The following is a 26239-nucleotide window of genomic DNA, read 5'->3' as shown; positions in this document are numbered from 1 at the left end:
ACCTTCTCGCCGCAGGCGGGGAGAAGGGGCTCGCGGCATCGCCCACTACTAGAGTCCCCTCGCCCCACGTGCGGGGTTAGGGTGAGGGGCGGTTACAAGGGCTCGCCACTCGCTTTTTTCGCTGCAGTGCACACCTGCCCTTGATTTGCCATGTCTAAACCGACTAGCTATCGCAGCCGATTTCCGATGCAAGGAGCCCTGCGATGAAAGCGCTTGTCGAAAACCTCAAAGCCACTGCACGCGAGACCAATGCAGCCGACATCCGGGCCGCATTCGCGGCCGATCCGAAGCGCTTTTCGCGCTTCAGCACGAGGCTCGGCGATCTCCTCCTCGACTATTCGAAATGCGCCGTCAACGATCGGATTCTCGACGGTCTCGAGGCGCTGGCGAAGGCCGCAAGGGGCGAGGAAAAGCGCGACGCCATGTTCCGCGGCGACATCATCAACATCACCGAGGAACGCGCCGTCCTGCACACGGCGCTCAGGAACCGCTCGAACCGGCCGGTCCTCGTCGCCGGCAAAAACGTCATGCCCGACGTCAACGCCGTTCTGGACGCAATGGGCGCCTTCGCCGGCGACGTCCGCTCCGGCGCCTTGAAGGGCGCCACCGGCAAGAAGATCACCGACGTCGTCAATATCGGCATCGGCGGCTCCGACCTCGGCCCGGTCATGGCGACGCTGGCGCTCGCCCCCTTCCATGACGGGCCGCGGCTGCACTTCGTTTCCAATGTCGACGGCGCCCACATCGCCGATACGCTGAAGCTGCTCGACCCGGAGACCTCGCTCTTCATCGTCGCCTCGAAGACCTTCACGACGATCGAGACGATGACCAATGCGGCCACAGCGCGTGCCTTCATCGCCGGCAAGCTCGGCGAAGCGGCGGTCGGTCACCATTTCGCAGCGGTCTCCACCGCCCTCGACAAGGTCGCCGCATTCGGCATCGACGCCGCCCGCGTCTTCGGTTTCTGGGATTGGGTCGGCGGCCGCTATTCGATCTGGTCGGCGATCGGCCTGCCGCTGATGATCGCCGTCGGAAGTGAGAATTTCGGCCGCTTCCTCGATGGCGGCCATGCGATCGACGAACACTTCCGCTCCGCACCGCCGCGCGAAAACATCCCGATGCTGCTCGGCCTGATCGGCTTCTATCACCGAAATGTGCTCGGCTATCCGTCGCGGGCGATCCTGCCCTACGACCAGCGCCTCGCCCGCTTCCCGGCCTATCTGCAGCAGCTCGATATGGAATCGAACGGCAAGGCCGTGACGCTCGACAGCACCCCCGTCGAATTCGCGACCGGGCCGGTCGTCTGGGGCGAATCCGGCACCAACGGCCAGCATGCCTTCTACCAGCTCATCCACCAGGGCACCGACATCATCCCGGCCGAGTTCATGATCGCCGCCAATGGCCACGAGAAGGATCTGCGCCACCAGCACCAGCTGCTGATCGCCAACTGCCTGGCGCAATCGGAAGCGCTGATGAAGGGCCGCACGCTTGCGGAGGCCAAGGCGCAGCTCACCTCGAAAGGCATGGACGAGGCAAAGGCGGACAAGATCGCGCCGCACCGCGTCTTCACCGGCAACCGGCCGTCGCTCACCTTCGTCTACGACCAGCTCGATCCCTTCGCACTCGGCCGGCTGATCGCGCTTTACGAGCACCGCGTCTTCGTCGAGGGCGCGCTCCTCAACATCAATTCCTTCGACCAGTGGGGCGTCGAGCTCGGCAAGGAGCTGGCGACCGGGCTGCTGCCGGTCGTCGAGGGCAAGGAGAGCGCCGAGGGGCACGATTCGTCGACCGCCGGCCTCGTTGCGGCACTGCTGCAGGCGGCACGCTGACGGACAGGAAAAAGGGCGCCAACCGGCGCCCTCTTTCACGCGGATTTGCTGGCGTCAGAGCCCGATTTCATATTTCCACGGCGGGTTGGCGCCGGCGCGCGACACGGTGACGGCGGCTGCCTTGGCGCCGAGAGCGAGTGCCTGCCGGACCGCCTCGTCGCTCAAGTCTGCGACCTGTTCCTTAGTCAGCAGATTGTTGAGCTTCAGCGAGGCGAGCACTCCGGCATCGAAGGTGTCGCCGGCGCCGACCGTATCGACCACCGCGACCCGCTCGCTCGCCACTTCGACCTTGTGGTTCTTGGTATAGCCGACGGCACCGTCCGCGCCCCTGGTGATCACCACCAGCTTGGGCCCGCGCTGCAGCCATTCCGCCGAGAGCGTGTCATGGCTCCCCTCCATGCCGAACCAGGCGAGGTCCTCGTCGGAGAACTTGACGATGTCCGACATTGCCGCCATGCGGTTCATGCGAGCGAGATGGGCGTCGCGGTCCTTGATGAAGCCGGGCCGGATATTCGGATCGAAGGAGATCACCCGCTTTTCGTGTTCGCGCGTCATCAACGCTTCGTAGGTCGAGCCGCAGGGTTCGGGGATCAGGCTGATCGCACCGAAATGCAACGCCTCGCAGAAATCTCCGAAGGCCGGCAGGTGATCGGTGGTGATCATCCGCCCGGCGGTGTTCTCGTCGAAGAAGGCGTAGCTTGCGTGGCCGTTGACGAGTTTCACGAAGGCAAGCGTCGTGTGCAGCGGCAGGGTCGCGCATGGGCCGAAATCGACATTCGCCGCTTTCAGGGTCTCCCGCAGGATGTCGCCGAACATGTCGTCGGAGAGCCCGGTGAAAAAGCCGGTCGGAATGCCGAGTCTGCCAAGCGCGATCGCCGTATTGAAGATGGCGCCCCCGGCATAGGGGGCAAAGGCGCTTTCACCGGCCGGCGTCTCGCGCGGCAGCATGTCGATCAAGGCCTCTCCGCAGCAAACGATCATCAACGTCCTCCCTTGAAAACTATTCCATAGACCAGCGTCGAATCACTGGGCAGCGAGTTCGCCGACACCGCCGTTGCGGGCCGACCAGGCGAGCGGCGCATTGAGGAAAGATTCCACCTCGTTCAGCGTCTTCTCGTCGAACAGCGCCTGCTCTCGGGCAACGGCGAGCACATTGCGCCAGGTGGCGATGTAGTGCAGGTCGACACCCTTCGCCTTCATGTTGGCCCGGGCTTCCGGGAAAATATCGTAGTAGAAGAGCGCAATGCCGTGCGCGACGATGCCGCCGGCGGCGCGGATCGCGTCGATGAACTTGAACATGGAGCCGCCGGCGGTGGTCAGATCCTCGATCACCAGCACGCGCGCGCCTTCCGGCATGTGGCCCTCGATCTGGGCATTGCGGCCGTGGCCTTTCGGGGCCTTACGCACGTAGATCATCGGCAGGCCGAGGCGCTCGGCGAGCATGGCCGCAAAGGGGATGCCGGCCGTCTCGCCGCCAGCGACCACATCGAACTGCTCGAAGCCGGCCTCGCGGAGGATCGTCGCTGCAGCGAAATCCATGACGGCCGAGCGGATGCGCGGATAGGAAATCAGCTTGCGGCAGTCGATGTAGACCGGGCTCGCCATTCCGGAGGAGAGCTTGTAGGGCTCGTCGGCCCGGAAATGCACCGCCTTTATTTCCCAAAGCATCTTGGCGACCAGCTCGGCCATCACCGTCTTGTCGGTGAACGTATTCGAAAACATGACCTCTCCTTCAGAAGCGTGACCCGAAGCGGCTTTCAGACACGCGGCAAGACATATCTCAATCAGACGACCGCCCAGTGGAGCGGGAACATCGGGTCGAAAACCGTGACCGGCCCGGCTTCGGTCTCGACCTTGGCGGGATAGCGGACCGCCTCTTCTGCCTTGCGCAGCGTGATCGTTTCCTCGTTCACTGGCAGGCCATACCAGGCGGGGCCGTTCAGCGAGGTGAAGGCCTCGAGCCTGTCAAGCGCCCCCTCCTCTTCGAAGACATGGGCAAGGCAGCTCAGCGTATTGACCGACGTGTAGATGCCCGCGCAACCGCAGGCGCATTCCTTGAGGGGGTCGACATGCGGGGCGGAGTCGGTGCCGAGGAAGAAGCGCACATCCCCCGACACGGCAGCGGCGCGCAAGGCCAGGCGGTGCGTCTCGCGCTTGGCGACCGGCAGGCAGTAATAATGCGGCTTGATGCCGCCGACGAGGATGGCGTTGCGGTTGATGATCAGGTGATGGGTGGTGATGGAGCCGGCAAGGTTGGCCGCGTGCTCCTTGATGTAATCGACGCCGTCCTTCGTTGTCACATGCTCCATGGTGATGCGGAGGTCTGGCAGCCGCCGGCGAAGCGGATCGAGGACCGTTTCGATGAAGACGGCCTCGCGGTCGAAGATGTCGACCTCCGGCGTCGTCACCTCGCCGTGGACGCAGAGCGGCATGCCGATCTCGGCCATGCGCTCGAGAACAGGCATCGCCTTGGTGATGTCGCGGACGCCGCTGTGCGAATTGGTGGTCGCGCCGGCCGGATAGAGCTTCACTGCCTTGACCAGACCGCTCCTGAATCCGGCCTCGACGTCGGCGGGGTCGGTTCCTTCGGTGAGATAGAGAGTCATCAACGGTTCGAACCGGTCACCGACCGGAATGGCGGCGAGGATGCGTTCGCGATAGGCCGCGGCGTCGGCAGAGGTCACCACCGGCGGCACCAGATTGGGCATGATGACGGCGCGGGCGAAATGCCGGCTCGTGTCGCCGATGACACCGCGCAGCACGCCGCCATCGCGCAGGTGGAGATGCCAGTCGTCCGGGCGGCGGATAACGAGCTCTTGCATTTCAGCTTTCTCCCGATGCTCGCGCCCGATCGGCGCGGGCGGCGTCAAAGCCGGCCAGTGCGCTTGAAGGCGTGGTAACTCATGTGGTGAAACCGCGCCTCGATACCATCATTGCGCCGCCGAAGACAATGGCTCGAAGTATATTTCAGAAATCCCCGATCACCACATCGCTGGCGCGGCGGCTGCCGACGACGCGGCGAGCGTTCGGGATATCGTTGCCGAACGCCTTTGTCCGGGCGGTCTCCTCATCGTAGCCGTGATCGTGCCAACGTTGCAGCAATCGCTGTTCGAGTACGTCGATCCCCGGATCGATGAAGATCGAGTAGTCGAAGGCCCCGTCGAGCCTGCTCCACGGCAGTTCGTCGAGCAGCAGGTAGTTGCCCTCGACCAGCACGATCCGCGTCTCCGGGGCAATTGCCCGGGCCGAGGCAACCGCCAGTTCCCGGGTGCGGTCGAACACCGGAACGAGCACCTCGCCGTCATTGTCGCGCACCGCGGCGAGCGTCGAAAGGAAGGCCCGCACGTCGAAGGTTTCGGGCGCGCCCTTGCGCGCCAGCAGGCCCTTGTCGGCGAGGACCGCATTGTCCATGTGGAAGCCGTCCATCGGCAGCACCGCCACGCGCTCCCCCGCTTCGGCGATGGCCTCGGCGAGACCGTCGGCAAGCGTCGACTTACCGGCCCCAGGCGGGCCGGCGATGGCGACGATGAAACGGCCGGCGCCCGCCGCCCGTTTCAGGATTTCGTCCGTCAAGGACTGCACATTCATGCGGCGACTGCCTCGCCGGGCGGAGCCTTGGCGCCGGTCATGAAGGCGACCGCGTCGGACATGGTGTATTCCTTCGGATTGATCACACAGAGCCGGCGGCCGAGGCGGTGGATATGGATCCGGTCCGCAACCTCGAAGACGTGCGGCATGTTGTGCGAGATCAGCACGATCGGCAGGCCGCGGCGGCGAACGTCGAGGATCAGTTCCAGGACGCGCCGGCTCTCCTTGACGCCGAGCGCCGCGGTCGGCTCGTCCATGATGACGACCTTGGAGCCGAAGGCGGCGGCGCGCGCCACCGCCACGCCCTGGCGCTGGCCGCCGGACAGCGTTTCCACCGCCTGGTTGATGTTCTGGATCGTCATCAAACCCAATTCGGAGAGCTTGGCCCTTGCCATCTTTTCCATGGCCGAGCGGTCGAGAGTGCGAAACAGCTTGCCGAACAGGCCCTGCTTCCGGATCTCCCGGCCGAGGAACATGTTATCGGCGATCGACAACGCGGGCGAAAGGGCGAGGTTCTGGTAGACCGTCTCGATGCCGGCGGCGCGGGCGTCCATGGGCGAGCGGAAGTGCACCGGCTGGCCCTCGAGGCGGATCTCGCCCTCGTCGGGGGTGACGGCGCCGGAGATCGCCTTGATCATCGAAGACTTGCCGGCGCCGTTGTCACCGATCACTGCGAGGATTTCGCCGGGATAGAGGTCGAAATCGGCGTGGTCGAGGGCGGTGACGCGGCCATAGCGCTTGACGAGACCGCGGGCGGTGAGAATGGGTTCCTGTGCCATTACGCTGCTACCTTTCTGATCCACTGGTCGATCGCGACGGCGGAGATGATCAGGACGCCGGTCAGGAAGACCTTCCACTGGGGGTCGGCCCCAAGCATGTTGAGGCCCATCGACACGACGCCGACGATCATCGCGCCGATCAGCGTACCTAGGATCGAGCCACGGCCGCCGAAGAGCGAAATGCCGCCGATCACGGCCGCGGTAATGGCCTGCAGGTTGTAGTCGGTCACCGCCGCCGACGGGGAGATCGAACCGTTGCGGCCGATCGAAACCCAGGCGGCGAGAGCGGCGATCAGGCCGGCGATCGTGTAAGCGCTCAGAAGCACCTTGCCGACACGGATACCGGAGAGCTTGGCGGCCTCAGGATCGTCGCCGACCGCATAGAGATGGCGTCCCCAGGCGGTGTGGTTCAGCGCGTACCAGAGACCGAAGACCAGAAGCACCATGCTGATCACGCCAAGGGTCAGGACGGCAGTGCCTATCTTGAAGCTGACACCGAAGACATGCAGCCACTGCGTCACCGCCGTCACGTCCGCCTCGCGGATCGTGGCGTTCTCAGAATAGATGAAGTTCGTCGACATGATCACGTACCACGTGCCGAGCGTGACGATGAAGGGAGGCAGCTTCAGCCGGGAAACCAGAAGGCCGTTCAGAAAGCCGCAGGCGCCGCCCACCAGGAAGCCGGCCGCCACGGCAAGCGGCGCCGGCAGGCCGTAGGTCACGGCGCAATTGCCCATGACGACGGCCGAGATGACCATGACGACGCCGATCGAAAGATCGATGCCGGCCGTCAGGATCACCAGCGTCTGCGCCGCGCCCAACATGCCGACGATGGCAATCTGCTGGAGGATCAGCGTCAGCGTGTAGGACGAGAAGAACCTGCCGCCGATCGCCAGCCCGAAAACGAGGATCGATGCGACAAGCACGACGAACGGCACCGCGGCCGGCGTCGAATGCAGGAAATGCTGGATTCTTTGGAGCGGCGTCTTGTCATGCGTGTCGAAGGACGCCACATCCGTCGAACTGTTGACCAGGACCTTTTCGAATTCCTGGGATGGCTGTGCGGCTGTGTTTGGCTCGGCCATGGAGACTCCTCCCATAACCCCCACTCTCAAGGGGGCGCATTATTGCCGGATGCGCGGCCCGCCGGTCGTCGCGGCAGGGTTCAGAACCTTTTTCGGTCACGGCAGGTCCGGGCTATCCATCCAGATCAACCGTGGCGGTTCCGAGAAGCCAGAGCGGTACGCGCGCGAAAGCGCCTCGCGACTTTCGTCTATCCCGCTCTCAAATTTGCGCAGGTTTTGCGCCTTGTCAAAGAGATCGGCGCTTAAGCGAAGGGCGGCCGGGGCCGCCCTTCCCTGTCGGTTGCTTCTGGACCAAGCGGGCGATCAGCCCCAGCACTTCTCCGTGCCGACCTTGGTGTCGATCGATTCGACGCCGGCGGCCGGCTTGTCGGTGACGAGCGCTACGCCCGTATCGAAGAAGTCCTTGCCTTCGGTCGGCTTCGGCTTCTCGCCGGTCTCGGCGAACTTCTTGATCGCCTCGATGCCGAGCGCCGCCATCATCAGCGGATATTGCTGCGAGGTGGCGCCGATGACGCCTTCGGCAACAGACTTGACGCCCGGGCAACCGCCGTCGACCGATACGATCAGCACGTCCTTCTCCTTGCCGACGGCCTTCAGCGCCTGGTAGGCGCCGACAGCGGCCGGCTCGTTGATGGTGTGGATGACGTTGATGTCCGGATCCTTCTGCAGAAGGTTTTCCATCGCCGTGCGGCCACCTTCCTCGTTGCCGTTCGTCACGTCATGGCCGACGATACGCGGATCGTCCTCGTCTCCGATCTTGTTCGGATCCTTGGGATCGATGCCGAAGCCGATCATGAAGCCCTGGTCGCGCAAGACGTCGACCGTCGGCTGCGACGGGGTGAGGTCGAGGAAGCCGATTTTTGCGGTCTTCGCGCCCTCGCCCATGGTTGCGGCCGCCCACTGGCCGATCAGCTTGCCCGCCAGCAGGTTGTCGGTGGCGAATGTCGCGTCTGCGGCCGTCGCCGGATCGAGAGGCGTGTCGAGCGCGATCACCAGAACGCCTGCGTCCTGCGCCTTCTTGACCTGGTCGACGATTGCCTTGGTGTCGGAGGCGGCGATGAGAATGCCCTTCGCGCCATCGGCGATGCAGGATTCGATAGCGGCAACCTGGCTGTCGTGATCACCGTCGACCTTGCCGGCATAGGACTTCAGCGTGACGCCGAGTTCCTGGGCCTTGGCGGTCGCACCTTCCTTCATCTTCACGAAGAAGGGGTTGGTATCGGTCTTGGTGATGAGGCAGGCAGAGACGTCCGCCGCCTGCGACGGCGACGCGAAGGCAACGCCGAGAGCGAGCGCGCCGAATGCGGTGGAAAGAACAGTTTTCTTCATCAAACCCTCCCAAGGTTCAAATAGGGCCGGTACCGGCCTTCAGGCTTCGCCGCCGCAGCATTCTCCTCCTGCGGGCGGCGCTTCCGAGCGTCAATCAAACACCAATTTCTCGGGGTGTCAATAAATAAATCAAATTGAATTATTATCTGGATGTGGCATTCTGCGGGCAGCAGCCGGTCCTGTGGGGCGGGCCGGCGGCCAGGTGAGCGTACGGAATGACGCGACATTCTGCGCGAAAAGTGCCAACGGGAGGAGACGGTGGCATGTCATTGATAGGGGACCCCCGCCGGGGATCCGCACAGCCGGATGTGGTCGACCCGAGCGGCGGGGCGAACCAGACGCGCGTGCGCGCCTATAACGAGCGGCTGGTGATGTCGCTGGTGCGTCGCCACGGCAGCCTGTCCAAGGCGGAGATCGCCCGCCGGTCCGGACTTTCCGCCCAAACCGTTTCCGTCATCATGCGGTCGCTCGAAGCCGACGGGATGCTCATCCGCGGCGAACCCGTGCGTGGCCGCGTCGGTCAGCCCTCGATCCCGTTGCGCCTCAACCCGGATGCGGTCTATTCCTTCGGGGTCAAGATCGGCCGCCGCAGCGCCGACCTGGTGCTGATGGATTTTCTCGGCACCATCCGCCTGCATCTACACCAAATCCACACTTATCCGCTGCCCGACGACCTCGTCACCTTCATCGTCGAGGGCATCGAGAAGCTCGAAAGGCAGCTCAGCCCCGCAGATCGCAAGCGCATCGCCGGCGTCGGCATTGCGACGCCGTTCGAACTGTGGAACTGGGCCGAGGAAGTGGGCGCGCCCCACAACGAGATGGACCGGTGGCGCAATTTCGACCTGCAGGCTGCGGTCGCCGCGCGCACGCCGCTCCCCATCTTCCTCCAGAACGACGGCACCAGCGCCTGCGGGGCGGAACTCGCCTTCGGCGTCGGCGCCAACTATCCGGACTTCGTCTATTTTTACATCGGCTCGTTCATCGGCGGCGGCGTCGTCATCAATTCCGCGCTGTTCTCAGGCCGCACCGGCACGGCCGGCGCCGTCGGTCCGCTGCCTGTCTCGGCCAAGGACGGCAAGACGACGCAATTGCTGAAGATCGCCTCGGTCTTCGTCCTGGAAAAACTGTTGCGCGAGCGCGGCATGGATCCGAAGCCGCTCTGGTATTCGGCCGACGACTGGATCGATTTCGGCGAGCCGCTCGAAATCTGGATCCAAGATTCGGCGGCAGCCCTTGCCCAGGCCATAGTCTCGGCCGTTTCCATAGTCGATTTTTCCGCCGCAGTGATCGACGGCGGCTTCCCGCCCTGGGTGCGGGCGCGCCTGCTGGCCGCGACCCGCAAGGCGCTGCAGGCGCTCGACCTTCAGGGCGTCACGGTTCCGGACCTCGTCGAGGGTGCGGTCGGGAGCCACGCCCGGGCGATCGGCGGTGCGAGCCTGCCGCTCTTCTCCCGCTATCTGCTCGACACCAATGTCCTCTTCAAGGAGCTTACCTAGATGCTAAAGGGAATCGACCCCATCCTGAGCCCGGAACTGCTTGCCGCGCTCAGGGCGATGGGGCATGGCGACGAGATCGCGCTCGTCGACGGGAACTATCCGGGCCAGGAGCATGCCCGCCGGCTGGTGCGGCTCGACGGCCATCATCTGATCCCGATCCTCGATGCCATCCTCAGCGTGCTGCCGATCGACGACTTCGTGCCGGAGGCGATCTTTCGCGCGACGGTCAAGCAGGACAGGGATGCGCTCGATCCGGTGCACCGGGACATCATCGAATGCTGCCGCAGGCACGAGCCGTCGCAGCCAGTCGTTCCGCTTCTCGGCCCGGAATTCTATCCGCGAGTCAAAGCCGCCCACACGGTCGTGCAGACCAGCGAACCGCGCCTCTACGGCAATGTCATTCTGCGCAAGGGCGTGATCTATCCCGCGTGATAATGCAAAGAACCCGCCGACGCAGCCGGCGGGTTCTTCTTTTCCAGGCGAGGAACCGGAGGCCTAAGCGGCGACCACCTTGCCGACGCGGGCGTCAACGGAGAGCGCTCCAGGGCCGAAGCCGGCAAGCACCAGGAAGGCGCCGGCAATGGTGATGTTCTTCATCATCATGATCTGGTTGAACATGGAGAGAAGCCCGTTTGCCGCTTCCGGGAAATCCGGAACGTTGATCGGGCCGCTGTGGAAGACGAAGGCCGTCACGAGGCAGAAGGCGGAGAGCAGATAGGAAGCGATGCGCGTCTGGAAGCCAACCAGAACGGCAAGACCCGCGACCAGTTCGAAAAGACCGGCGAGATAGGCAAGCGCCGTTGCCGCCGGCCATCCGGCATTGGTGATCATGCCGGCGGTGCCTGCGGGATCGGCGAGCTTGCCGAAGCCGGAGACGAGGAAGATGATCGAGAGAAGAACGCGCCCGACGAGGACGATGACATTCTGAGGCATGCGCAAAGGCTCCTGTTCAAAACTGATTTGCAGCAGGAATATCAGCATTTTGCGAGTCGACCAGCCGCCATGGCAGAAACACATCGTTCACAATTTCGAGACGATCGCGTGATTTCGTCAACATTTCTCCCGATGCACTGTCCCCCCAATGCTTTTTATGTTGCAACGGCCGCGACTGTGTGAAGAATCTCCGGCGCGTAGGGCACGCAGGGGAAGTCTCATGACCGAAATTAACCGGAGTCCCGCCTTCTGGCGGTCCTTTCCGATTTTCGAAGAGTTCGACAAGGAAACGCTCTGCGAACTCGCCGACATCGCCAGTCACCGCAGGTGGCCCGCGGGCACGGTCATCTTCCAGCGCGGCGACGAAGGCAACTACATGATTGTCGTGGTTTCCGGGCGCATCAAGCTTTCGCTGTTCACCCCGCAAGGCCGCGAGCTGATGCTGCGCCAGCACGAGGCGGGAGCGCTGTTCGGCGAAATGGCGGTGCTCGACGATCAGCCGCGCTCGGCCGATGCGACCGCGGTCACCGCCGCCGAAGGCTATGTGATCGGCAAGAAGGCCTTTCTCGATCTGATCACCCAGAAGCCGAGGATCGCCGAGGCGGTCATCCGCTTCCTTTGCGCGCAGCTGCGCGACACGACCGACCGGCTGGAGACGATCGCGCTCTACGATCTCCACGCCCGGGTCGCGCGCTTCTTCCTGGCGACGCTTCGGCAGATCCACGGCAACGAACTGCCGGAAAGTGCAAATCTGCGCCTGACGCTGAGCCAGACCGACATCGCCGCCATTCTCGGTGCGAGCCGGCCGAAGGTGAACCGTGCCATTCTCTCGCTCGAGGAAAACGGCGCTCTCAAGCGGACGGACGGCATCGTCTCGTGTAATGTGGGGCGCCTGCTGATGATAGCAGATCCACCGGAGGACTAGGCGCTGACGCCATGGCCGCATCGCCGCTTCAGCCCGTTTGCCGGCGGGGTCGTTGCGAGTCTGGTCGCGGCGCTTGTTCTCTACCTCCATGCCGAGGCGGCGTTCCGCACGCCGCGTGAACTCTTCTTCGACAATCTCACCCAGTGGGTCCCCTCGCCGCGCTCGGCAGATATCACCGTGGTCGACATCGATCAGACGGCCTTCGAGGCGCGGTCGGAAAGCTGGGACAGAGGTGCGACCGCCGAACTGATATCGCGCCTGACAGCCGCCGGCGCCAAGGCGATCGCCGTCGACTTCGTCTTCAGTTCCGACTGCGATCCGGTCTCGCCGGCCAACGTCGCGCTCGCCTCGGCGATCGGCGAAGCGCCGGTCGTCCTTGGTTTTCTCGCAGCCGACCGCACCCTTGAGCACCCCCGGCCCGTTCCACCGCTCGCCTTGCGGCGCCAGCTCGCGGTCCCCGATGAGTGGTTCATACCGGGCGCAGAGACCGCCTGCGCGATGTTCATGGACCGGTCGAAGGGGGCGACGGCGGCCTTCCTGGTGGGAGACAAGGATGCCCGGGTACGGCGCGCGCAGGCCTACGCCATTCTCGACAACCAAGCCTTTCCGGCGCTCGGCATCGAAGCGGGCCGGCTCGGCGCGGCAAGCAGCACGCCGGTGCTCGGCGGAGAACCCGCCTGGCTGAGACTCGACCATGCCATCATTCCCCTCGATGCGGACGGCAACCTTCGTTTTGTGGCGAGTTCGCAGGCGGAAATCGCTGCCCGGACGGTCTCGGCCGCCGACATCATCGCAGGCAGGTTCGACACGGGTCGTATCGCCGGCAAGCTCGTCTTTCTCGGCAGCAGCATGCCGAGCCTCGGCGGACTGAGGCCGACCGCCTCGATGCCGCTTGAGCCCTCCGTGCAGATCCATGCCGACATCGCCAATGCGGTGGTGACGGGCTTCGTGCCCTACCGCGGTGGCGACCTGCCGCTGATCGAAGCGCTGTTCGGTCTCGCCGCCGGTGTCGTTGCCGCCTATGGCGCAACGAAGCTCCGTCCTTTGACGACCCTGACACTCGGCGCCGCGGCCGTGCTTTCCGTCAGTGCCTTTGCCGGGGCGATCTATGGCACGACCGGCTGGCTCTTCGACGCCGTCGGCATCTCGGTCGCGCTGGTGGCAATCCTCATCGTGACGAGCGCGCTGCAGCTCGCCCGGGTGCGCCGAGCCGAAGCGATCGCCCGGCAGAAATTCTCGCAATATCTGCCGCAGTCGGTGGTGGCGCGCTACATAGACGATCCGGACCGCAGCGGTGCGACGGGCGAAGAGCGACCGGTGACCGCTCTCTTCACCGATATCGAAGGCTTCTCGACGCTGTCCCAAAAGCTAGGGCCACGCGAGCTGGTGGCCTTGCTCGACGTCTATTTCGCGGAGGTGAACGCGCTCGTTGCCCGCCATGGCGGCATGGTCGACAAGGTGGTCGGCGATGCGGTCCATTCGCTTTTCAACGCGCCGGAGGATCTCGCCGACCATGTCGACAAGGCCATCCAATGCGCCATCGCCGTTCACGCCTTGACGGAAGAAATGCGGCAGCGACCGCAATTTGCCAAGCATGGTTTTGGCAGGACCCGGATCGGCATCGAGACCGGACCGGCGGTGCTTGGAGAGGTCGGTGCCGGCGGCAAGCTCGATTATACCGCCCACGGCGACGCGGTGAGCCTCGCGGCGCGTCTCCAGGAGGCGAACAAGTTCCTCGGGACGGCGATCTGCATCGGCCCGGCAGCCGCCGCCGAGTGCAACGTTGCGCTTCGGCCGCTCGGCAGGCACGAAATCCGCAGTTTCGGATCGATGGAATTGTTCACCGTCGTGGACGCCGAATGGCAGTAGCCGCTACCTTAAACCCACGCTCGCATAGGCCTCGCGGATGCGCGCCTGCCCCCATCGCGTCACCGCACCTGGCGCTGCGCCCGGCCGGTCGAAATCCACGCCCTCGCCGGCAGTCAGCGTCCGCGCGACGCCGGCGCCTTCGACGCTGACGGCACCGTGCTCGACAAAAACAGCGAAGGCAGCCGCCCGGCTGGGCCCGCAGAAGAACTTCGTGCCGCGAACGCCGATCATTCCGAAGGCGGTGCGGACCGCGACGTCGGCCTTCGGCAGCCCTTGTGGCCGGTCAAAAACCATGCGGCCGACGCCGAGCTCGAGCGTGCCACCTTCGCCGGCAATGAAGCTGTCGATCAGCAGCTCCGTTTGGGGTCCCAGTAAGATTCGGGTCTCGCTCAGCGCGAGATCGGCAAAGCTGTTGGTGCTGGTCGTGACATAGTCACGGTCGAGAACGGCGCCGCCTGCGGCAAGCCGCTCATCCGCCTCACCCTGCCGGCGGCGAACATTGCCGCGGATTTTCTGCGCCTTGCCAACGACTGCACCGTTCGCCGCCGCAGCCCTGCGGCCGCCGATAACCGCCGCGAGCAAGCCGCCAAGCACCGCCCTTCTTCTTATCCGTGGCTCAGGCATCGGCTTCTCCCGCTGCGTTTGCAGCCCTCCCTGTTCGAGCCTTCGTTCGAGGATAGACCGAGGCATGGAGGATGCAAGACGTCTCGCTTCGAAGGCATGCCAAGACCCTGGCTGTTTCGCTCGGAACAGGCACCGGGTCACAACCGTTCTACGATTATGGCCGGAGAACGGAGAGTATCATGAAGACCCGGATCAAACCGACCATTCGCATCGCGAGCGGCCCGCTCATTGCAACGGCGATGCTTCTGTCCATCGCCGCCACGCCCGCGGCTCGCGCCGCCGAGCTCACTGCCGCCGAGCAATGCGATCGGGAGGCCGGCAGCGAACTCGATCTGGAGCGCAACAGAGCCTTTCCGGCTGTCGCGACGCAGGATATCCGCATCGGCGTCGCACTGTCGGCCTGCCGCGAAGCCTATAACCAGAATGGCGGCGCGCGGACGCAGTTTCAGCTTGCCCGTGTGCTCGAACGCGCCGGCGAAAGGCTAAAGTCGCTTCGTATTCTCGGCGAGGCGGCGCAAAACGGCCATGCGCTGGCGATGGCTGTCTACGGCACCCGGCTGGCGGAGCGCGGCGAGCCGGAAGCGGCCTTCGAGCTCTATCAGCGCGCCGCCTCCGAGGGCAATCGCGCCGCCGCCCAGTATCTCGCCGCCGCCTATCGGGATGGTGTCGGCACGCGGGTCGACGGCGTCCTTGCGGCGCAATGGCTGGAGCGGGCGAAGACGAACGATCTCCAGTGAGGACGCTGGGTACGCGAAATCCACCGAAGCCGGCACCTCGTGTGCTTAGAGCTAGCGGATCTCGCCCGCCTGGGGCCCCCAGGTATCGGTCAGCGCAAAACCATCGGCGAGCGGATCGAACGGATCGAGCGCCAGCTGATGCAAGCCGAAGGTCCAGCCGCGGCCGGATATGGTCGGAATGATCGCCTTCCGCCCGGCGACCGTCGTCTCGGCTTCGAGGCCGACCTCGAATTCCGAGCCTATGATCGAGCGGGATTTCAGGACGTCGCCCGGCTTGACCCTGCCGCGCGCATGGAGCGTCGCAAGATTTGCCGAGCTGCCGGTGCCGCAGGGCGAGCGATCGACACGGCCGGGCCACATGGTGGTGCAGGTTCTGACGGCGCCGTCTTCCTCCGTGTCGCGGAACATCACATAGGCAACGCCGCTGATCTCGGGGATTACCGGGTGCACCACCGGTATGGTGCGATTGATGATGTCCTTCAGTGCCATGCCTGCCTCGACGATCCGGCGGGCATTCGCCTTTTCGATCGTCGTGCCGATCTGGCGGACGTCAACCAGAGCGTAAAACACGCCGCCGAAGCAGAGATCGAGCTTGATGCGGCCCCATTCCGGCGTGTCCAGCTCGACATCCAGCTCCTGGACGAACGACGGAACCATGGTGAGCTTCACCCGCTCACAACGGCCGTCGCGGCAGCTGGCCGTCGCCTTCACGAGACCCGCGGCGGTGTCGAGCATCACCACGGTTTCCGGCTCCTTCATCTCGATCATGCCGGATTCGAGCAGCGCCGTCGTCACGCAGATCGAATTGGAGCCGGACATCGCATGCGCCTGGTCGGCCTGCAGAATGATGAAGCCGGCATCGGCCCCCGGCCGCTTCGGCGGCAGCAGCAGGTTGACCGAGCCAATCGATCCGGAGCGCGGCTCGAGGCAGAGGAACCGGCGCAGGCTGTCATCCACCGTGTTGATGTGGTTCAGCTGCTCGGCGATAGAATTGCCTGGGATCTTCGGCACGCCGCCGATCGCCACCTTGCCGATCTCACCCTCGCAATGGACGTCCAGCAACTGGATCGTGCGCTTCCATCTCATGACCGTCTCTCCGGATATCGACTGATATATCAGCGTCAGCAACCCATAGCGCGTTCGCCATCGAGCCGCAAGAGACTGCCTGCCGGCCCAATCGCAAGCGTGCCTGATCGATCCACCCAAAGATGCCGCTTGACCGGCGGAGCCAAGGGGAGGAGCGTGCCGTCAGATCAGTATTGCGACGCCCCCTCATGACAAAGTTCATCATCTTCACCGATCTTCACATGGTTCCCGACGGCACGACGATCATTGGGATCGACCCCTATCGGCGGCTCGCCAACGGCATCGACCATGTCAATCGCTACCATGCCGATGCCGACCGGGTGATTTTTGCCGGCGACCTCACGCACCAGGCGGACCGTGCCTCCTATGAACGGTTGAAGGATCTGCTTTTCGAGTTGATCCCGCCCGCGGCCGTGATGCTCGGCAATCATGATCGGCGCGAAGTTTTCCTGGAAGTGTTCCGGGAGGCCGCGAGAGACGAGAACGGCTTCGTGCAGCAGGTGATCGATTTTCCCGATTGCCGGGCTGTGTTGCTCGACACGCTGTTTGCACCGCCTTACGACTATCCGATGAGCCATGCCGGCCAACTCTGCGAGAGGCGCCTCAACTGGCTCGACCGGCAGCTCGGCAGCGCCGACGACCGGCCGGTCCTCATCTTCATGCACCACCCGCCGCATGCCAGCGGATTTGCGGGCATCGACATGATCCGGCTGATCAACGAGGAGCAATTCTACGGGCTCGTGAAACGGCACGGCAATGTACGCCACATCTTTGCCGGACATGTGCATCGCACCATCAGCGGCTCCAGCCGCGGCATTCCCTTCTCGATCTTCAAGAGCCCGGTCCACCAGCAGCCGATGCCCTTCGACATCGCGGATGCATCGCTTTCCGTCGATGAGCCGGCGGCCTACGGCATCGCGGTGGTCACCGCCGATGGCGTGCTGGTGCATACCGAAGACTACGAGATCGCAAAGCGCGACGCGGCGGTGGCGTGAGACCCGCTTGGCCAGTTCCGACGCCACCGGCTTCGTGATAGGCTGGCGCCATGACCCTCTCCCTTTCCGCCAGCCGCGACTTCGCCAGTCACGATTTCGATTGCCAGAGCTGCGGCGCCTGTTGCGCCTATTCGGCCGAATGGCCGCGTTTCTCGCTGGAGACGGACGAGGAACTGGAACGAATACCGGCGGACCACGTCGCCGCCGACCTCGGCGGCATGCGCTGCGAGAACGAGCGCTGCACGGCGCTCGAGGGCACGCTCGGCAAATCTGTCGCCTGCAAGGTCTATGCGGTGCGACCGATCGTCTGCCGGACCTGCATGCCCGGAGACGACGAATGCCTGATGGCCCGACAACGGCTTTTCGGCGCCGCGGCTTGATGTGGAATCGTCTGGATCACTCTTCCTGCTCCGTACATTTCACTACCTTGGTGATATGTGTAGCGAAACATCCTGGGAGATGGCGAATTTGCCGGATGGAGGTTCGGCACCATAAAGCGTATTGTTCGGCCACGAATTCCCGCGTGGAGGATCGCGTTCGATGAGCCAGACCCGACTTCAGAAACCAACCGTTACGACCGACGCCGACCCGGCGCCGTTTGCGGACTTCGCGCCGCCGATCCGGACCCAGAGCACGCTGCGTCAGGCGATCACGGCCGCCTATCGCCGGCCTGAGACGGAGTGCCTGCCGCAGCTCGTCGAGGCCGCAACACTGCCTCGGGAAATGCGGGACGCCGCCGCACGGACCGCTCGCAAGCTGGTCGAGGCACTGCGCGCCAAGCACAAGGGTTCGGGGGTCGAGGGGCTGGTGCAGGAATACTCGCTTTCGAGCCAGGAGGGCGTGGCGCTGATGTGCCTTGCCGAGGCCCTTCTCCGCATTCCCGACACGGCGACGCGCGACGCGCTGATCCGCGACAAAATCTCCGATGGCGACTGGAAATCGCATCTCGGCGGCGGCCGATCGCTCTTCGTCAACGCCGCCACCTGGGGCCTGGTCGTCACCGGCAAGCTGACGTCGACGGTCAACGACCGCAGCCTTGCCGCGGCGCTGACGCGGCTGATCTCCCGCTGCGGCGAACCGGTGATCCGCCGTGGCGTCGACATGGCGATGCGAATGATGGGCGAGCAATTCGTCACCGGCGAGACGATCGACGAGGCGCTGCGACGCTCCCGCGCGCTCGAACAGAAGGGCTTCCGCTATTCCTACGACATGCTTGGCGAAGCGGCGACGACCGCCGCGGACGCGAAGCGCTACTACAAGGACTATGAGAACGCCATCCACGCGATCGGCAAGGCTTCGGCCGGACGGGGCATCTATGAAGGTCCCGGCATCTCGATCAAGCTCTCCGCGCTCCATCCGCGCTATACGCGGGCGCAGGCGTTGAGGGTGATGGAGGAATTGCTGCCGAAGGTGAAGTCGCTCGCGATCCTCGCCAAGAGATACGATATCGGCCTCAACATCGACGCCGAAGAGGCCGACCGGCTGGAACTCTCGCTCGACCTTCTGGAAGAGCTCTGCCTCGACGCCGATCTCGCCGACTGGAACGGCATGGGCTTCGTCGTGCAGGCCTATGGCAAGCGTTGCCCCTTCGTGCTCGACTTCATCATCGACCTGGCGCGGCGCGCCGGCCGGCGCATCATGGTCAGACTCGTCAAGGGCGCCTATTGGGACGCCGAGATCAAGCGGGCGCAACTCGACGGGCTCGACGATTTCCCGGTCTTCACCCGCAAAATTCACACCGACGTCTCCTACATTGCCTGCGCCCGCAAGCTGCTTTCGGCGACCGAGCTGGTATTCCCGCAGTTCGCCACCCACAACGCCCAGACGCTCGCCGCCATCTACCACATGGCCGGCAAGGACTTTCACGTCGGCAGATACGAATTCCAGTGCCTGCACGGCATGGGCGAGCCGCTCTATGAGGAAGTGGTGGGCCGGGAGAATCTCGGCCGGCCCTGCCGCATCTATGCGCCGGTCGGCACGCACGAAACGCTGCTTGCCTATCTCGTGCGCCGCCTGCTCGAGAACGGTGCCAACTCCTCCTTCGTGCATCGCATCGCCGATCCGATGGTCTCGATCGACGAGCTGGTCGCCGATCCCGTGGAGATCGTCCGCGCCATGCCGGTGGTCGGCGCAAAGCACGAGAAGATCGCGCTGCCGGCCGAGCTCTTCGGCGCTGCACGCCCCAATTCGGCCGGCCTCGATCTTTCCAACGAAGCGACGCTCGCCTCCCTGACGGAGACGCTGAAGGCGAGCGCCGCGATCGCCTGGACGGCGGTGCCGCAACTCGCGACCGGCGCGGCGGGCGGCGAAACCCGGCCGGTCGTCAATCCGGGCGACCATCGCGACCGCGTCGGCTCGGTCACAGAGACGTCGGAGGAGGATGCAAGACGGGCCGCTCGCCTAGCCGCCGATGCGGCCTCGAATTGGGCTGCCGTTCCGCCGGCGGAACGGGCCTCGAGCGCGCCGCAGACCTGATGCAGGCACGCATGCCGACGCTTCTCGGGCTGATCATGCGCGAGGCGGGCAAGTCGGTGCTGAATGCCATTGCCGAGGTGCGCGAGGCGATCGATTTCCTGCGCTATTACGCCGAGCAGACGCGCCGCACCCTCGGTCGCGGCCATAGGGCGCTCGGCCCCGTCGTCTGCATCAGCCCGTGGAACTTCCCGCTGGCCATCTTCACCGGCCAGGTTGCTGCAGCCCTTGTCGCCGGCAACCCGGTGCTCGCCAAGCCGGCGGAGGAAACGCCCCTGATCGCCGCCGAGGGCGTGCGCCTTCTGCATGAGGCCGGCGTGCCGGCAAGCGCGCTGCAGTTCCTTCCGGGCGACGGCCGAGTCGGCGCCGCGCTGGTCGCAGCGCCCGAGACTGCGGGCGTGATGTTCACCGGTTCGACGGAGGTCGCGCGGCTCATCCAGGCTGAGCTCGCCGATCGGCTTTCGCCCTCCGGCCGGCCAATCCCGCTGATTGCCGAGACCGGCGGCCAGAACGCGATGATCGTCGATTCCTCGGCGCTTGCCGAACAGGTCGTCGGCGACGTCATCGCCTCGGCCTTCGACAGCGCTGGACAGCGCTGCTCGGCGCTGCGCGTGCTCTGCCTGCAGGAGGATATCGCCGACCGGACCCTCAACATGCTGAGGGGAGCGCTGCACGAATTGAACATCGGCCGCACCGATCGCTTTTCCGTCGATGTCGGTCCGGTCATCACGGCAGATGCGAAGGAGACGATCGACAAGCACATCGAGCGGATGCGCGGGCTCGGCCGCAAGGTTGAGCAGATCGGCCTCGCCGCCGAGACGCAAAAGGGCACCTTCGTGCCGCCGACGATCATCGAGCTGGAGAAGCTCTCCGATCTCCAGCGCGAGGTTTTCGGGCCGGTGCTGCACGTCATCCGCTACCGCCGCGACAACCTCGACCGGCTGATCGACGACATCAATGCCACTGGCTACGGACTGACCTTCGGCCTGCACACCCGCCTCGACGAGACGATCGCCCATGTGACGAGCGGCATCAAGGCCGGCAATCTCTATGTCAACCGCAACATCATCGGCGCGGTGGTGGGCGTGCAGCCCTTCGGCGGCCGCGGCCTTTCCGGCACCGGCCCCAAGGCCGGCGGGCCGCTCTATCTCGGCCGGCTGGTGACGACGGCCCCGGTGCCGCCGCAGCACAGCTCCGTGCATACCGATCCCGTTCTGCTCGATTTCGCCAAGTGGCTCGACGGCAAGAGCGCCACAGCGGAAGCGGAAGCAGCGCGCAACGCCGGCAGCAACTCGGCTTTGGGGCTCGATGTGGAACTCCCCGGCCCGGTCGGCGAGCGCAATCTCTATGCGCTGCATCCGCGCGGCCGCGTTCTCCTTGTGCCCGCGACCGAGAGCGGCCTCTATCACCAGCTCGCCGCGGCGCTCGCGACCGGCAACAGCGTCGTGGTCAACGCCGCCTCCGGCCTGCAATCCTCGCTCAAGAACCTGCCGCACAGCGTCGCGCTGCGCGTCTCCTGGTCGAAGGACTGGGCCGCCGACGGCCCCTTTGCCGGCGCGCTGGTCGAGGGCGACGCCGAACGCATCCGCGACGTTAACAAGGCAATTGCGGCGCTTCCCGGTCCGCTCGTGCTCGTCCAGGCGGCTTCCGGCGAGGAAATCGGCCGCAATCCGGACGCCTATTGCCTGAACTGGCTGGTCGAGGAGGTTTCCACCTCGATCAACACGGCCGCCGCCGGCGGCAATGCCAGCCTGATGGCGATCGGCTGAGACTCTGGACATACCCCTCCGCACAAGGGCCCACAAGGCGGAGGGGCTTGAGCTGCCGCACCCTTTAGGCCCGCGTTTGGTCGTTGCAGCAGGCGAGAGTGTTCCGGCATGGTAGTCGGCCGCAGCGGAGGCTCAAGCCCCTCCCCCTTGTGGGGAGGGGTTGGGGAGGGGCGAGGTGCGCCTCGGCAGGCAATTCATCACAGATGACGAAGTGCCCCCATTCCGCTATGACCGCTCCCAAACCGGAAACAGCGGATGTTCACCCTCCAGCGCATCGAGACCTCGACACAGGAAATCAAGAAGAGCCGCTTTCTGGCGATCGCCGGTCCGATCGACGACGAGCAGGCCGCAAAGGCCTTTCTCTCTGCCCATTCCGACCCCACCGCCAATCACAATTGCTGGGCCTGGCGCATCGGCCAGACCTATCGCTTCAATGATGACGGCGAGCCGAGCGGCACCGCAGGTAAGCCAATTCTCGCGGCGATCGACGGACAGTCGCTCGACCGGGTCGCAGTCGTCGTCACGCGCTGGTTCGGCGGCATCCTCCTCGGCAGCGGCGGACTGGTCCGGGCCTATGGCGGCACTGCCGCGCTCTGCCTCAGGACCGCGGAAAAGGTCGAGTTGGTCGAGACGCTGCGGGCCACGGTCGCCTGCGATTTTGCCGATCTCGCCCTCATCAAGGCGCGGCTTGCCGCTCGCGGCGTCTCGATCGCCAGCGAGAGCTTCACCGACACGGGCGCGGTGCTGGCGATCGGGCTGCCGAAGGACGCGGCAGACGCAACACGCGCACTCGTGAGCGATCTCAGCCGCGGCAGGGCTATCCTGTCGAGCGAGGACTGAACGCCTTTTCCTCGGCCTCACAATCATCATACAATTGATCGATAAGCACGCACGGCGCCGCTGCGATTTCAGGATAATGGAGGAGACCTGCAGATGAAGACGAGAATTTTGGGACGGACGGGCGCGGCGATTTCGGAGCTTGGCTTCGGCGCCTGGCAGATCGGCGGCTCCTGGGGCGATGTCAGCGAGGAGGACGGCAAGCGCGCCCTGCACGCGGCGCTCGATAGTGGCGTGACCTTCATCGACACGGCCGACGTCTATGGCGACGGGCGCTCGGAAAAGATCATCGCGGCGGTGCTGAAGGAACGCGGCGGTGAGAAGCCCTTCGTCGCCACCAAGGCCGGCCGCCGGCTCAATCCGCATGTCGCCGACGGCTATACGGGCGCCAATATCGAGGCCTTCATCGACCGCAGCCTCGAGAATCTCGGCGTCGAGACGCTCGATCTCGTGCAACTCCACTGCCCGCCGACCGACGTCTACTACCGGCCGCAGTTTTTTGAAGCACTCGACCAGCTCAAAGCCAAGGGCAAGATCCGCCACTACGGCGTTTCGGTCGAAAGGGTCGAAGAGGCGCTGAAGGCGATCGAGTATCCGGGCGTCGCCACGGTGCAGATCATCTACAACATCTTCCGCCAGCGGCCGCACGATCTGTTCTTTGCCGAGGCAAGAAAGAAGAATGTCGGCATCATCGTGCGCGTACCTCTCGCCTCCGGGCTGCTTTCCGGCAAAATCGGCAGGGACACGGCGTTCGCCGCGGACGACCACCGCAACTTCAACCGCCATGGCGAAGCCTTCGATGTCGGCGAGACCTTTGCCGGCGTGCCGTTCGAGGCGGCGCTGGAGGCGGTGGAGGAACTGCGTGCTTTCGTGCCGGCCGGCGTGCCGATGGCGCAGTTCGCGCTCCGCTGGATCCTCGAGCAGGAAGCGGTTTCCGTCGTCATCCCCGGCGCTCGCAATGCCGGCCAGGCGCAATCGAACGCGGCGGCGAGCGCCCTTCCGCCGATCGACGGAGCGGCCATGGAGGCAATCGCCGCACTTTACGAGCGGCTGATCAAGGTCCATGTTCATCAGCGATGGTAGGGGCCGCGACAGCGCCTGCCTGACGGCGGCACAAGGCAAGCCGATGAGCAACGCCTTCGATCTCGAACGTTTCGTCACGGCACAGCAAGGCGTCTATGAAACGGCGCTGGCGGAGCTCCGCGTCGGCGCCAAGCGCAGCCATTGGATGTGGTTCATCTTTCCACAGGTTCAGGGCCTCGGCCATTCCTCGATGGCGCAGCGCTACGCGATAGCGGATATCGATGAGGCGCGAGCCTATCTCAAGCACCCGCTGCTGGGCCGGCGCCTCATCGAATGCACGGAGGCGGTGAACCTGGTAGCAGGGCGCAGCGCGCTGGAGATTTTCGGCCGGCCGGACGATCTCAAGTTCCGCTCGTCGATGACGCTCTTCGAGGCCGCCGACCCGGCCGGCGGCGCCTTCGCAAGGGCGCTCGATCGCTACTACAGCGGCGTCCGAGACCCTCGAACGATGGAAATTCTCGAAAGTATCTGAAGACCGGCCAACATCAAGGCGACGCGCCCGGGATCTGGGTGACGAGAAGGATCAGAAGGGCACAGGCGCTCAGGCCGGCGATGATCAGCATCAGCTCCTTCATCATATAGCGATGCACTCGCGGCCCTCCTTTCTCATCATGGCCTCACAATCGGTTTGCAGACGGAAATCATGTAGGAATCCGCCGGAGCCGTTTTGAGGCCGGTTCCGTGCACAACCGCGTGAACGCGCCGAAAATGCCGCCCGCGCTTGCCGCAAACGTGCCCCACTGCGCCGCTAAGTTCGAGGACACCGGGCGGGGCAGCATGGATGTTGCAAGGGAGTTCACCGATGGTCGCCAGGTTGATCACTCAGACCGTCGTCTGGTTCGGCATCATGGGAGCCGTTCTCTTCGTATCTGCCGGAACCTTCGACTGGACGGCGGCATGGATCTACCTCGCCCTCATGCTGGCACTCTCGCTCGGCACCGGGTTCCTGCTTGCCTGGCACGATCCGGCGCTGCTCAAGGAGCGATTGGCCGCACCCATCCAGAAGGACCAGCCGAGGGCCGACAAGGTGCTCATCTGCGTGCTTGTCCTGTTCCTGTTCGGCGCCTTCGCCTTCATGGCGCTCGATGCCGCCCGGTTCGAATGGTCGGCAGTGCCGCCCTGGGTGCAGGCGGCGGGCGCACTGCTGGTCGTTCTGTCGGTCGGCTTCAGCTACCGGGTCATGCGCGAAAACAGTTTTGCGGCGCCGGTAGTCAAGGTGCAGAGCGAGCGGGGACAACGGGTCGTCACCACCGGACCCTATCGCTATGTCCGCCATCCCCTCTACAGCGGCAGCCTGCTTTTCGTCGCCGGGACGTCGCTGCTGCTCGGCTCCTGGTGGGGACTGCTTGCCGCATTGGGACTCGCGGCTCTCCTCGCCATCCGCATCGGCATCGAGGAAAAGGCGCTGCGCGCCGGCCTTGCGGACTACGACGCCTATGCGGAACGGGTGCGCTATCGGCTCGTTCCGTTGGTGTGGTGACGGTCGTCGCCGCGTCCATTCGCCGTTGACTCCGCAGACGATCAGAGCAGAATAAAATCATTCCTGCGTCACTGCTCAACAGAAGGGACGCCTACGATGACCATCGCCAGGAAACTCCAGCACTATATCGAGACCGAGGGTGTCGACTACGACACTGTCCCTCACCACCGGACCGCAACGACCAGCCAAACCGCCGAGGCCGCCCATGTTCCGGGCAACAGGCTGGCCAAATCCGTGGTCGTACACCACGAGATGGGCTACGTGCTTGCCGTCGTGCCGGCCACGCACCGGGTCGAGCTCTCGACGTTGCAGGATGTGATGAACCGGCGTCTCGGCCTCGCCTCGGAGGAAGAAGTCAGCACGCTCTTCAACGATTGCGAGATCGGCGCCGTGCCGCCCATCGGATCGGCCTATGGCGTACCGGTCATCCTCGACGAGAGTCTCGACAAGGCCAATGACGTCTATTTCGAGGGCGGCGACCACCGAACCCTGGTGCATATGAGCGGCACCAGCTTCCGCAACCTGACGAGGGATGCTCAGGTAGCCCGTTTCAGCCATCCCGGTTGAACGGCGCAGCAGGCCCGTGTCGTCGCAGGGCTACGCTGTTGTCTACGCGCAAGCTAAGCAACTAATTCCGGAGTGGACTTCTGACGATGTGAAAAAGGGCGCTTGAACCCGAGAGCTTGAGCTTGGCATCGAAGAAACAACGCTCACGCCAACCGCACTAACTTTGGCCTGCCCCGGCTGAATCGACAATTTCCTTCTGCAAAAGCATTCGTTCATCAGGGGTAAGTTCAGCTTCTACTCTTGGCAAAAATGACTTGCGCGAGCGGATTACCTTACTCGGCGCTCGCCCTAAGCCAACGTGTAGCACGCAGTCGATCGAGCTCCACACCGGCGCCAAGATGCACCGATCATCGCTTGCGCGCCAGCATGACCTCGTTGAGCCGCTTGCAAAAACCAGAATGCGGCTTGCTTTGGATCCCCCGGACCTGAGAGGTAGGTGACGTTTCGTACCGAAGACGTGGGTGGGGTGACAATCTCGTGTCGTACGGATTGTGACCCATGTGGCAGGGACATTCCGTCATCCCCTAGGTGTCCAGGAGGGACACAGAGAGAATGGCGCACCCGAAGAGATTCGAACTCCTGACCCCCAGATTCGTAGTCTGGTGCTCTATCCAGCTGAGCTACGGGTGCGTGGCTGAAGCGGTGACCACCGCTTGCGTGGCGATCCTCTAAAGCGTCCTTTCGGGGATTGCAAGCGCCTTTCGGCAAAAAACTTCATTTTTGCGACAGCGGTGGACAAGCCGGCGTTGCGCTAAC

23 protein-coding genes, 1 tRNA gene and 1 pseudogene are annotated in these 26239 nt (G+C 64.5%); 14 read left to right on the top strand and 11 right to left on the bottom strand.

Annotated features, from left to right (window positions below):
• Positions 1 to 203 precede the first annotated feature (203 nt).
• Complete coding sequence (gene pgi, locus CO664_RS01700) at positions 204 to 1829, top strand: glucose-6-phosphate isomerase (protein WP_097537780.1); 1626 nt, start codon at positions 204 to 206, stop codon at positions 1827 to 1829.
• Between the two features lie 54 nt (positions 1830 to 1883).
• Here pgi and CO664_RS01695 read toward each other — a convergent pair whose 3' ends face one another.
• The 7 genes from CO664_RS01695 to CO664_RS01665 all read right to left on the bottom strand — a co-directional run bounded on the left by CO664_RS01695 (position 1884) and on the right by CO664_RS01665 (position 8610).
• Positions 1884 to 2810 (bottom strand): carbohydrate kinase, encoded by a 927-nt coding sequence (locus CO664_RS01695; RefSeq protein WP_097537779.1) that lies wholly within the window; start codon positions 2808 to 2810, stop codon positions 1884 to 1886.
• A gap of 42 nt (positions 2811 to 2852) precedes the next feature.
• On the bottom strand, positions 2853 to 3551 hold the full coding sequence (locus tag CO664_RS01690; protein WP_097525586.1) for an orotate phosphoribosyltransferase: 699 nt from the start codon (positions 3549 to 3551) through the stop codon (positions 2853 to 2855).
• Positions 3552 to 3613: 62 nt separating this feature from the next.
• Entirely contained in the window at positions 3614 to 4651 is a 1038-nt protein-coding gene (gene pyrC / locus CO664_RS01685; RefSeq protein ID WP_097537778.1) for a dihydroorotase, read from the bottom strand.
• 145 nt (positions 4652 to 4796) lie between these two features.
• Positions 4797 to 5417, bottom strand: a complete 621-nt coding sequence (locus CO664_RS01680) for a nucleoside triphosphate hydrolase (RefSeq protein ID WP_097525584.1) — start codon at positions 5415 to 5417, stop codon at positions 4797 to 4799.
• On the bottom strand, positions 5414 to 6196 hold the full coding sequence (locus CO664_RS01675) for an ATP-binding cassette domain-containing protein (protein WP_037420579.1): 783 nt from the start codon (positions 6194 to 6196) through the stop codon (positions 5414 to 5416). Before CO664_RS01675 ends, CO664_RS01680 begins: the two co-directional genes overlap by 4 nt.
• Positions 6196 to 7281, bottom strand: a complete 1086-nt coding sequence (locus CO664_RS01670) for an ABC transporter permease (RefSeq protein WP_037420580.1) — start codon at positions 7279 to 7281, stop codon at positions 6196 to 6198. The genes CO664_RS01675 and CO664_RS01670 overlap by 1 nt, the downstream gene beginning before the upstream one ends.
• Positions 7282 to 7584: 303 nt before the next feature.
• Positions 7585 to 8610, bottom strand: coding sequence for a sugar ABC transporter substrate-binding protein (locus tag CO664_RS01665; protein ID WP_097537777.1), 1026 nt, complete (start codon positions 8608 to 8610; stop codon positions 7585 to 7587).
• A gap of 263 nt (positions 8611 to 8873) precedes the next feature.
• Between CO664_RS01665 and CO664_RS01660 the strand changes: the two genes are divergently transcribed.
• Complete coding sequence (locus CO664_RS01660; protein ID WP_097537776.1) at positions 8874 to 10106, top strand: ROK family transcriptional regulator; 1233 nt, start codon at positions 8874 to 8876, stop codon at positions 10104 to 10106.
• Positions 10107 to 10538 carry an RbsD/FucU family protein gene (locus tag CO664_RS01655; protein ID WP_037420585.1) on the top strand — a complete coding sequence of 144 codons (432 nt, stop codon included), beginning with the start codon at positions 10107 to 10109 and terminating at the stop codon, positions 10536 to 10538.
• A 63-nt stretch (positions 10539 to 10601) separates the two neighbouring features.
• On the opposite strand, the gene CO664_RS01650 is transcribed toward CO664_RS01655, so the two are convergent.
• A complete protein-coding gene (locus tag CO664_RS01650; protein ID WP_097538557.1) occupies positions 10602 to 11039 on the bottom strand; it encodes a DoxX family protein in 438 nt (145 codons plus the stop codon).
• A 220-nt stretch (positions 11040 to 11259) separates the two neighbouring features.
• Here CO664_RS01650 and CO664_RS01645 point away from each other — a divergent pair, with 220 nt between their 5' ends.
• Both CO664_RS01645 and CO664_RS01640 read left to right on the top strand, forming a co-directional pair.
• A complete protein-coding gene (locus CO664_RS01645) occupies positions 11260 to 11964 on the top strand; it encodes a Crp/Fnr family transcriptional regulator (protein ID WP_097537775.1) in 705 nt (234 codons plus the stop codon).
• 3 nt (positions 11965 to 11967) lie between these two features.
• Entirely contained in the window at positions 11968 to 13833 is a 1866-nt protein-coding gene (locus CO664_RS01640; protein ID WP_097537774.1) for an adenylate/guanylate cyclase domain-containing protein, read from the top strand.
• Positions 13834 to 13836: 3 nt separating this feature from the next.
• On the opposite strand, the gene CO664_RS01635 is transcribed toward CO664_RS01640, so the two are convergent.
• Positions 13837 to 14457 carry a FecR domain-containing protein gene (locus CO664_RS01635; RefSeq protein ID WP_097525581.1) on the bottom strand — a complete coding sequence of 207 codons (621 nt, stop codon included), beginning with the start codon at positions 14455 to 14457 and terminating at the stop codon, positions 13837 to 13839.
• Between the two features lie 179 nt (positions 14458 to 14636).
• Between CO664_RS01635 and CO664_RS01630 the strand changes: the two genes are divergently transcribed.
• Positions 14637 to 15194, top strand: a complete 558-nt coding sequence (locus tag CO664_RS01630) for a sel1 repeat family protein (protein WP_097537773.1) — start codon at positions 14637 to 14639, stop codon at positions 15192 to 15194.
• A 51-nt stretch (positions 15195 to 15245) separates the two neighbouring features.
• Here the strand turns inward: CO664_RS01630 and CO664_RS01625 are convergent, their stop codons facing one another.
• A complete protein-coding gene (locus CO664_RS01625; protein WP_097537772.1) occupies positions 15246 to 16280 on the bottom strand; it encodes a proline racemase family protein in 1035 nt (344 codons plus the stop codon).
• 188 nt (positions 16281 to 16468) lie between these two features.
• Here CO664_RS01625 and CO664_RS01620 point away from each other — a divergent pair, with 188 nt between their 5' ends.
• The 8 genes and pseudogenes from CO664_RS01620 (at position 16469) to CO664_RS01585 (ending at position 25483) form a co-directional block, all read left to right on the top strand.
• A complete protein-coding gene (locus CO664_RS01620; protein WP_037420615.1) occupies positions 16469 to 17275 on the top strand; it encodes a phosphodiesterase in 807 nt (268 codons plus the stop codon).
• Positions 17276 to 17325: 50 nt separating this feature from the next.
• Positions 17326 to 17655: a YkgJ family cysteine cluster protein gene (locus tag CO664_RS01615; protein ID WP_097525578.1), complete on the top strand. Its 330-nt coding sequence runs from the start codon at positions 17326 to 17328 to the stop codon at positions 17653 to 17655.
• Positions 17656 to 17815: 160 nt separating this feature from the next.
• Positions 17816 to 21516, top strand: a pseudogene (putA, locus tag CO664_RS01610) (trifunctional transcriptional regulator/proline dehydrogenase/L-glutamate gamma-semialdehyde dehydrogenase).
• 255 nt (positions 21517 to 21771) lie between these two features.
• Positions 21772 to 22356, top strand: coding sequence for a YigZ family protein (locus CO664_RS01605; RefSeq protein WP_037420624.1), 585 nt, complete (start codon positions 21772 to 21774; stop codon positions 22354 to 22356).
• A gap of 93 nt (positions 22357 to 22449) precedes the next feature.
• Positions 22450 to 23436 carry an aldo/keto reductase gene (locus CO664_RS01600; protein ID WP_097537771.1) on the top strand — a complete coding sequence of 329 codons (987 nt, stop codon included), beginning with the start codon at positions 22450 to 22452 and terminating at the stop codon, positions 23434 to 23436.
• A 43-nt stretch (positions 23437 to 23479) separates the two neighbouring features.
• Positions 23480 to 23908: a DUF1810 domain-containing protein gene (locus tag CO664_RS01595; RefSeq protein ID WP_097525669.1), complete on the top strand. Its 429-nt coding sequence runs from the start codon at positions 23480 to 23482 to the stop codon at positions 23906 to 23908.
• A 330-nt stretch (positions 23909 to 24238) separates the two neighbouring features.
• Positions 24239 to 24916, top strand: a complete 678-nt coding sequence (locus tag CO664_RS01590) for an isoprenylcysteine carboxylmethyltransferase family protein (protein WP_097537770.1) — start codon at positions 24239 to 24241, stop codon at positions 24914 to 24916.
• Positions 24917 to 25012: 96 nt separating this feature from the next.
• A complete protein-coding gene (locus tag CO664_RS01585; RefSeq protein ID WP_037420633.1) occupies positions 25013 to 25483 on the top strand; it encodes an aminoacyl-tRNA deacylase in 471 nt (156 codons plus the stop codon).
• Positions 25484 to 26036: 553 nt separating this feature from the next.
• On the opposite strand, the gene CO664_RS01580 is transcribed toward CO664_RS01585, so the two are convergent.
• Positions 26037 to 26113, bottom strand: a tRNA-Arg gene (locus CO664_RS01580).
• Positions 26114 to 26239: the final 126 nt, after the last annotated feature.

The organism is Sinorhizobium sp. NG07B (genome assembly GCF_002532005.1).
Lineage (GTDB): Bacteria > Pseudomonadota > Alphaproteobacteria > Rhizobiales > Rhizobiaceae > Sinorhizobium > Sinorhizobium fredii_C.
This window is presented reverse-complemented; position numbering and strand designations above follow the sequence as displayed.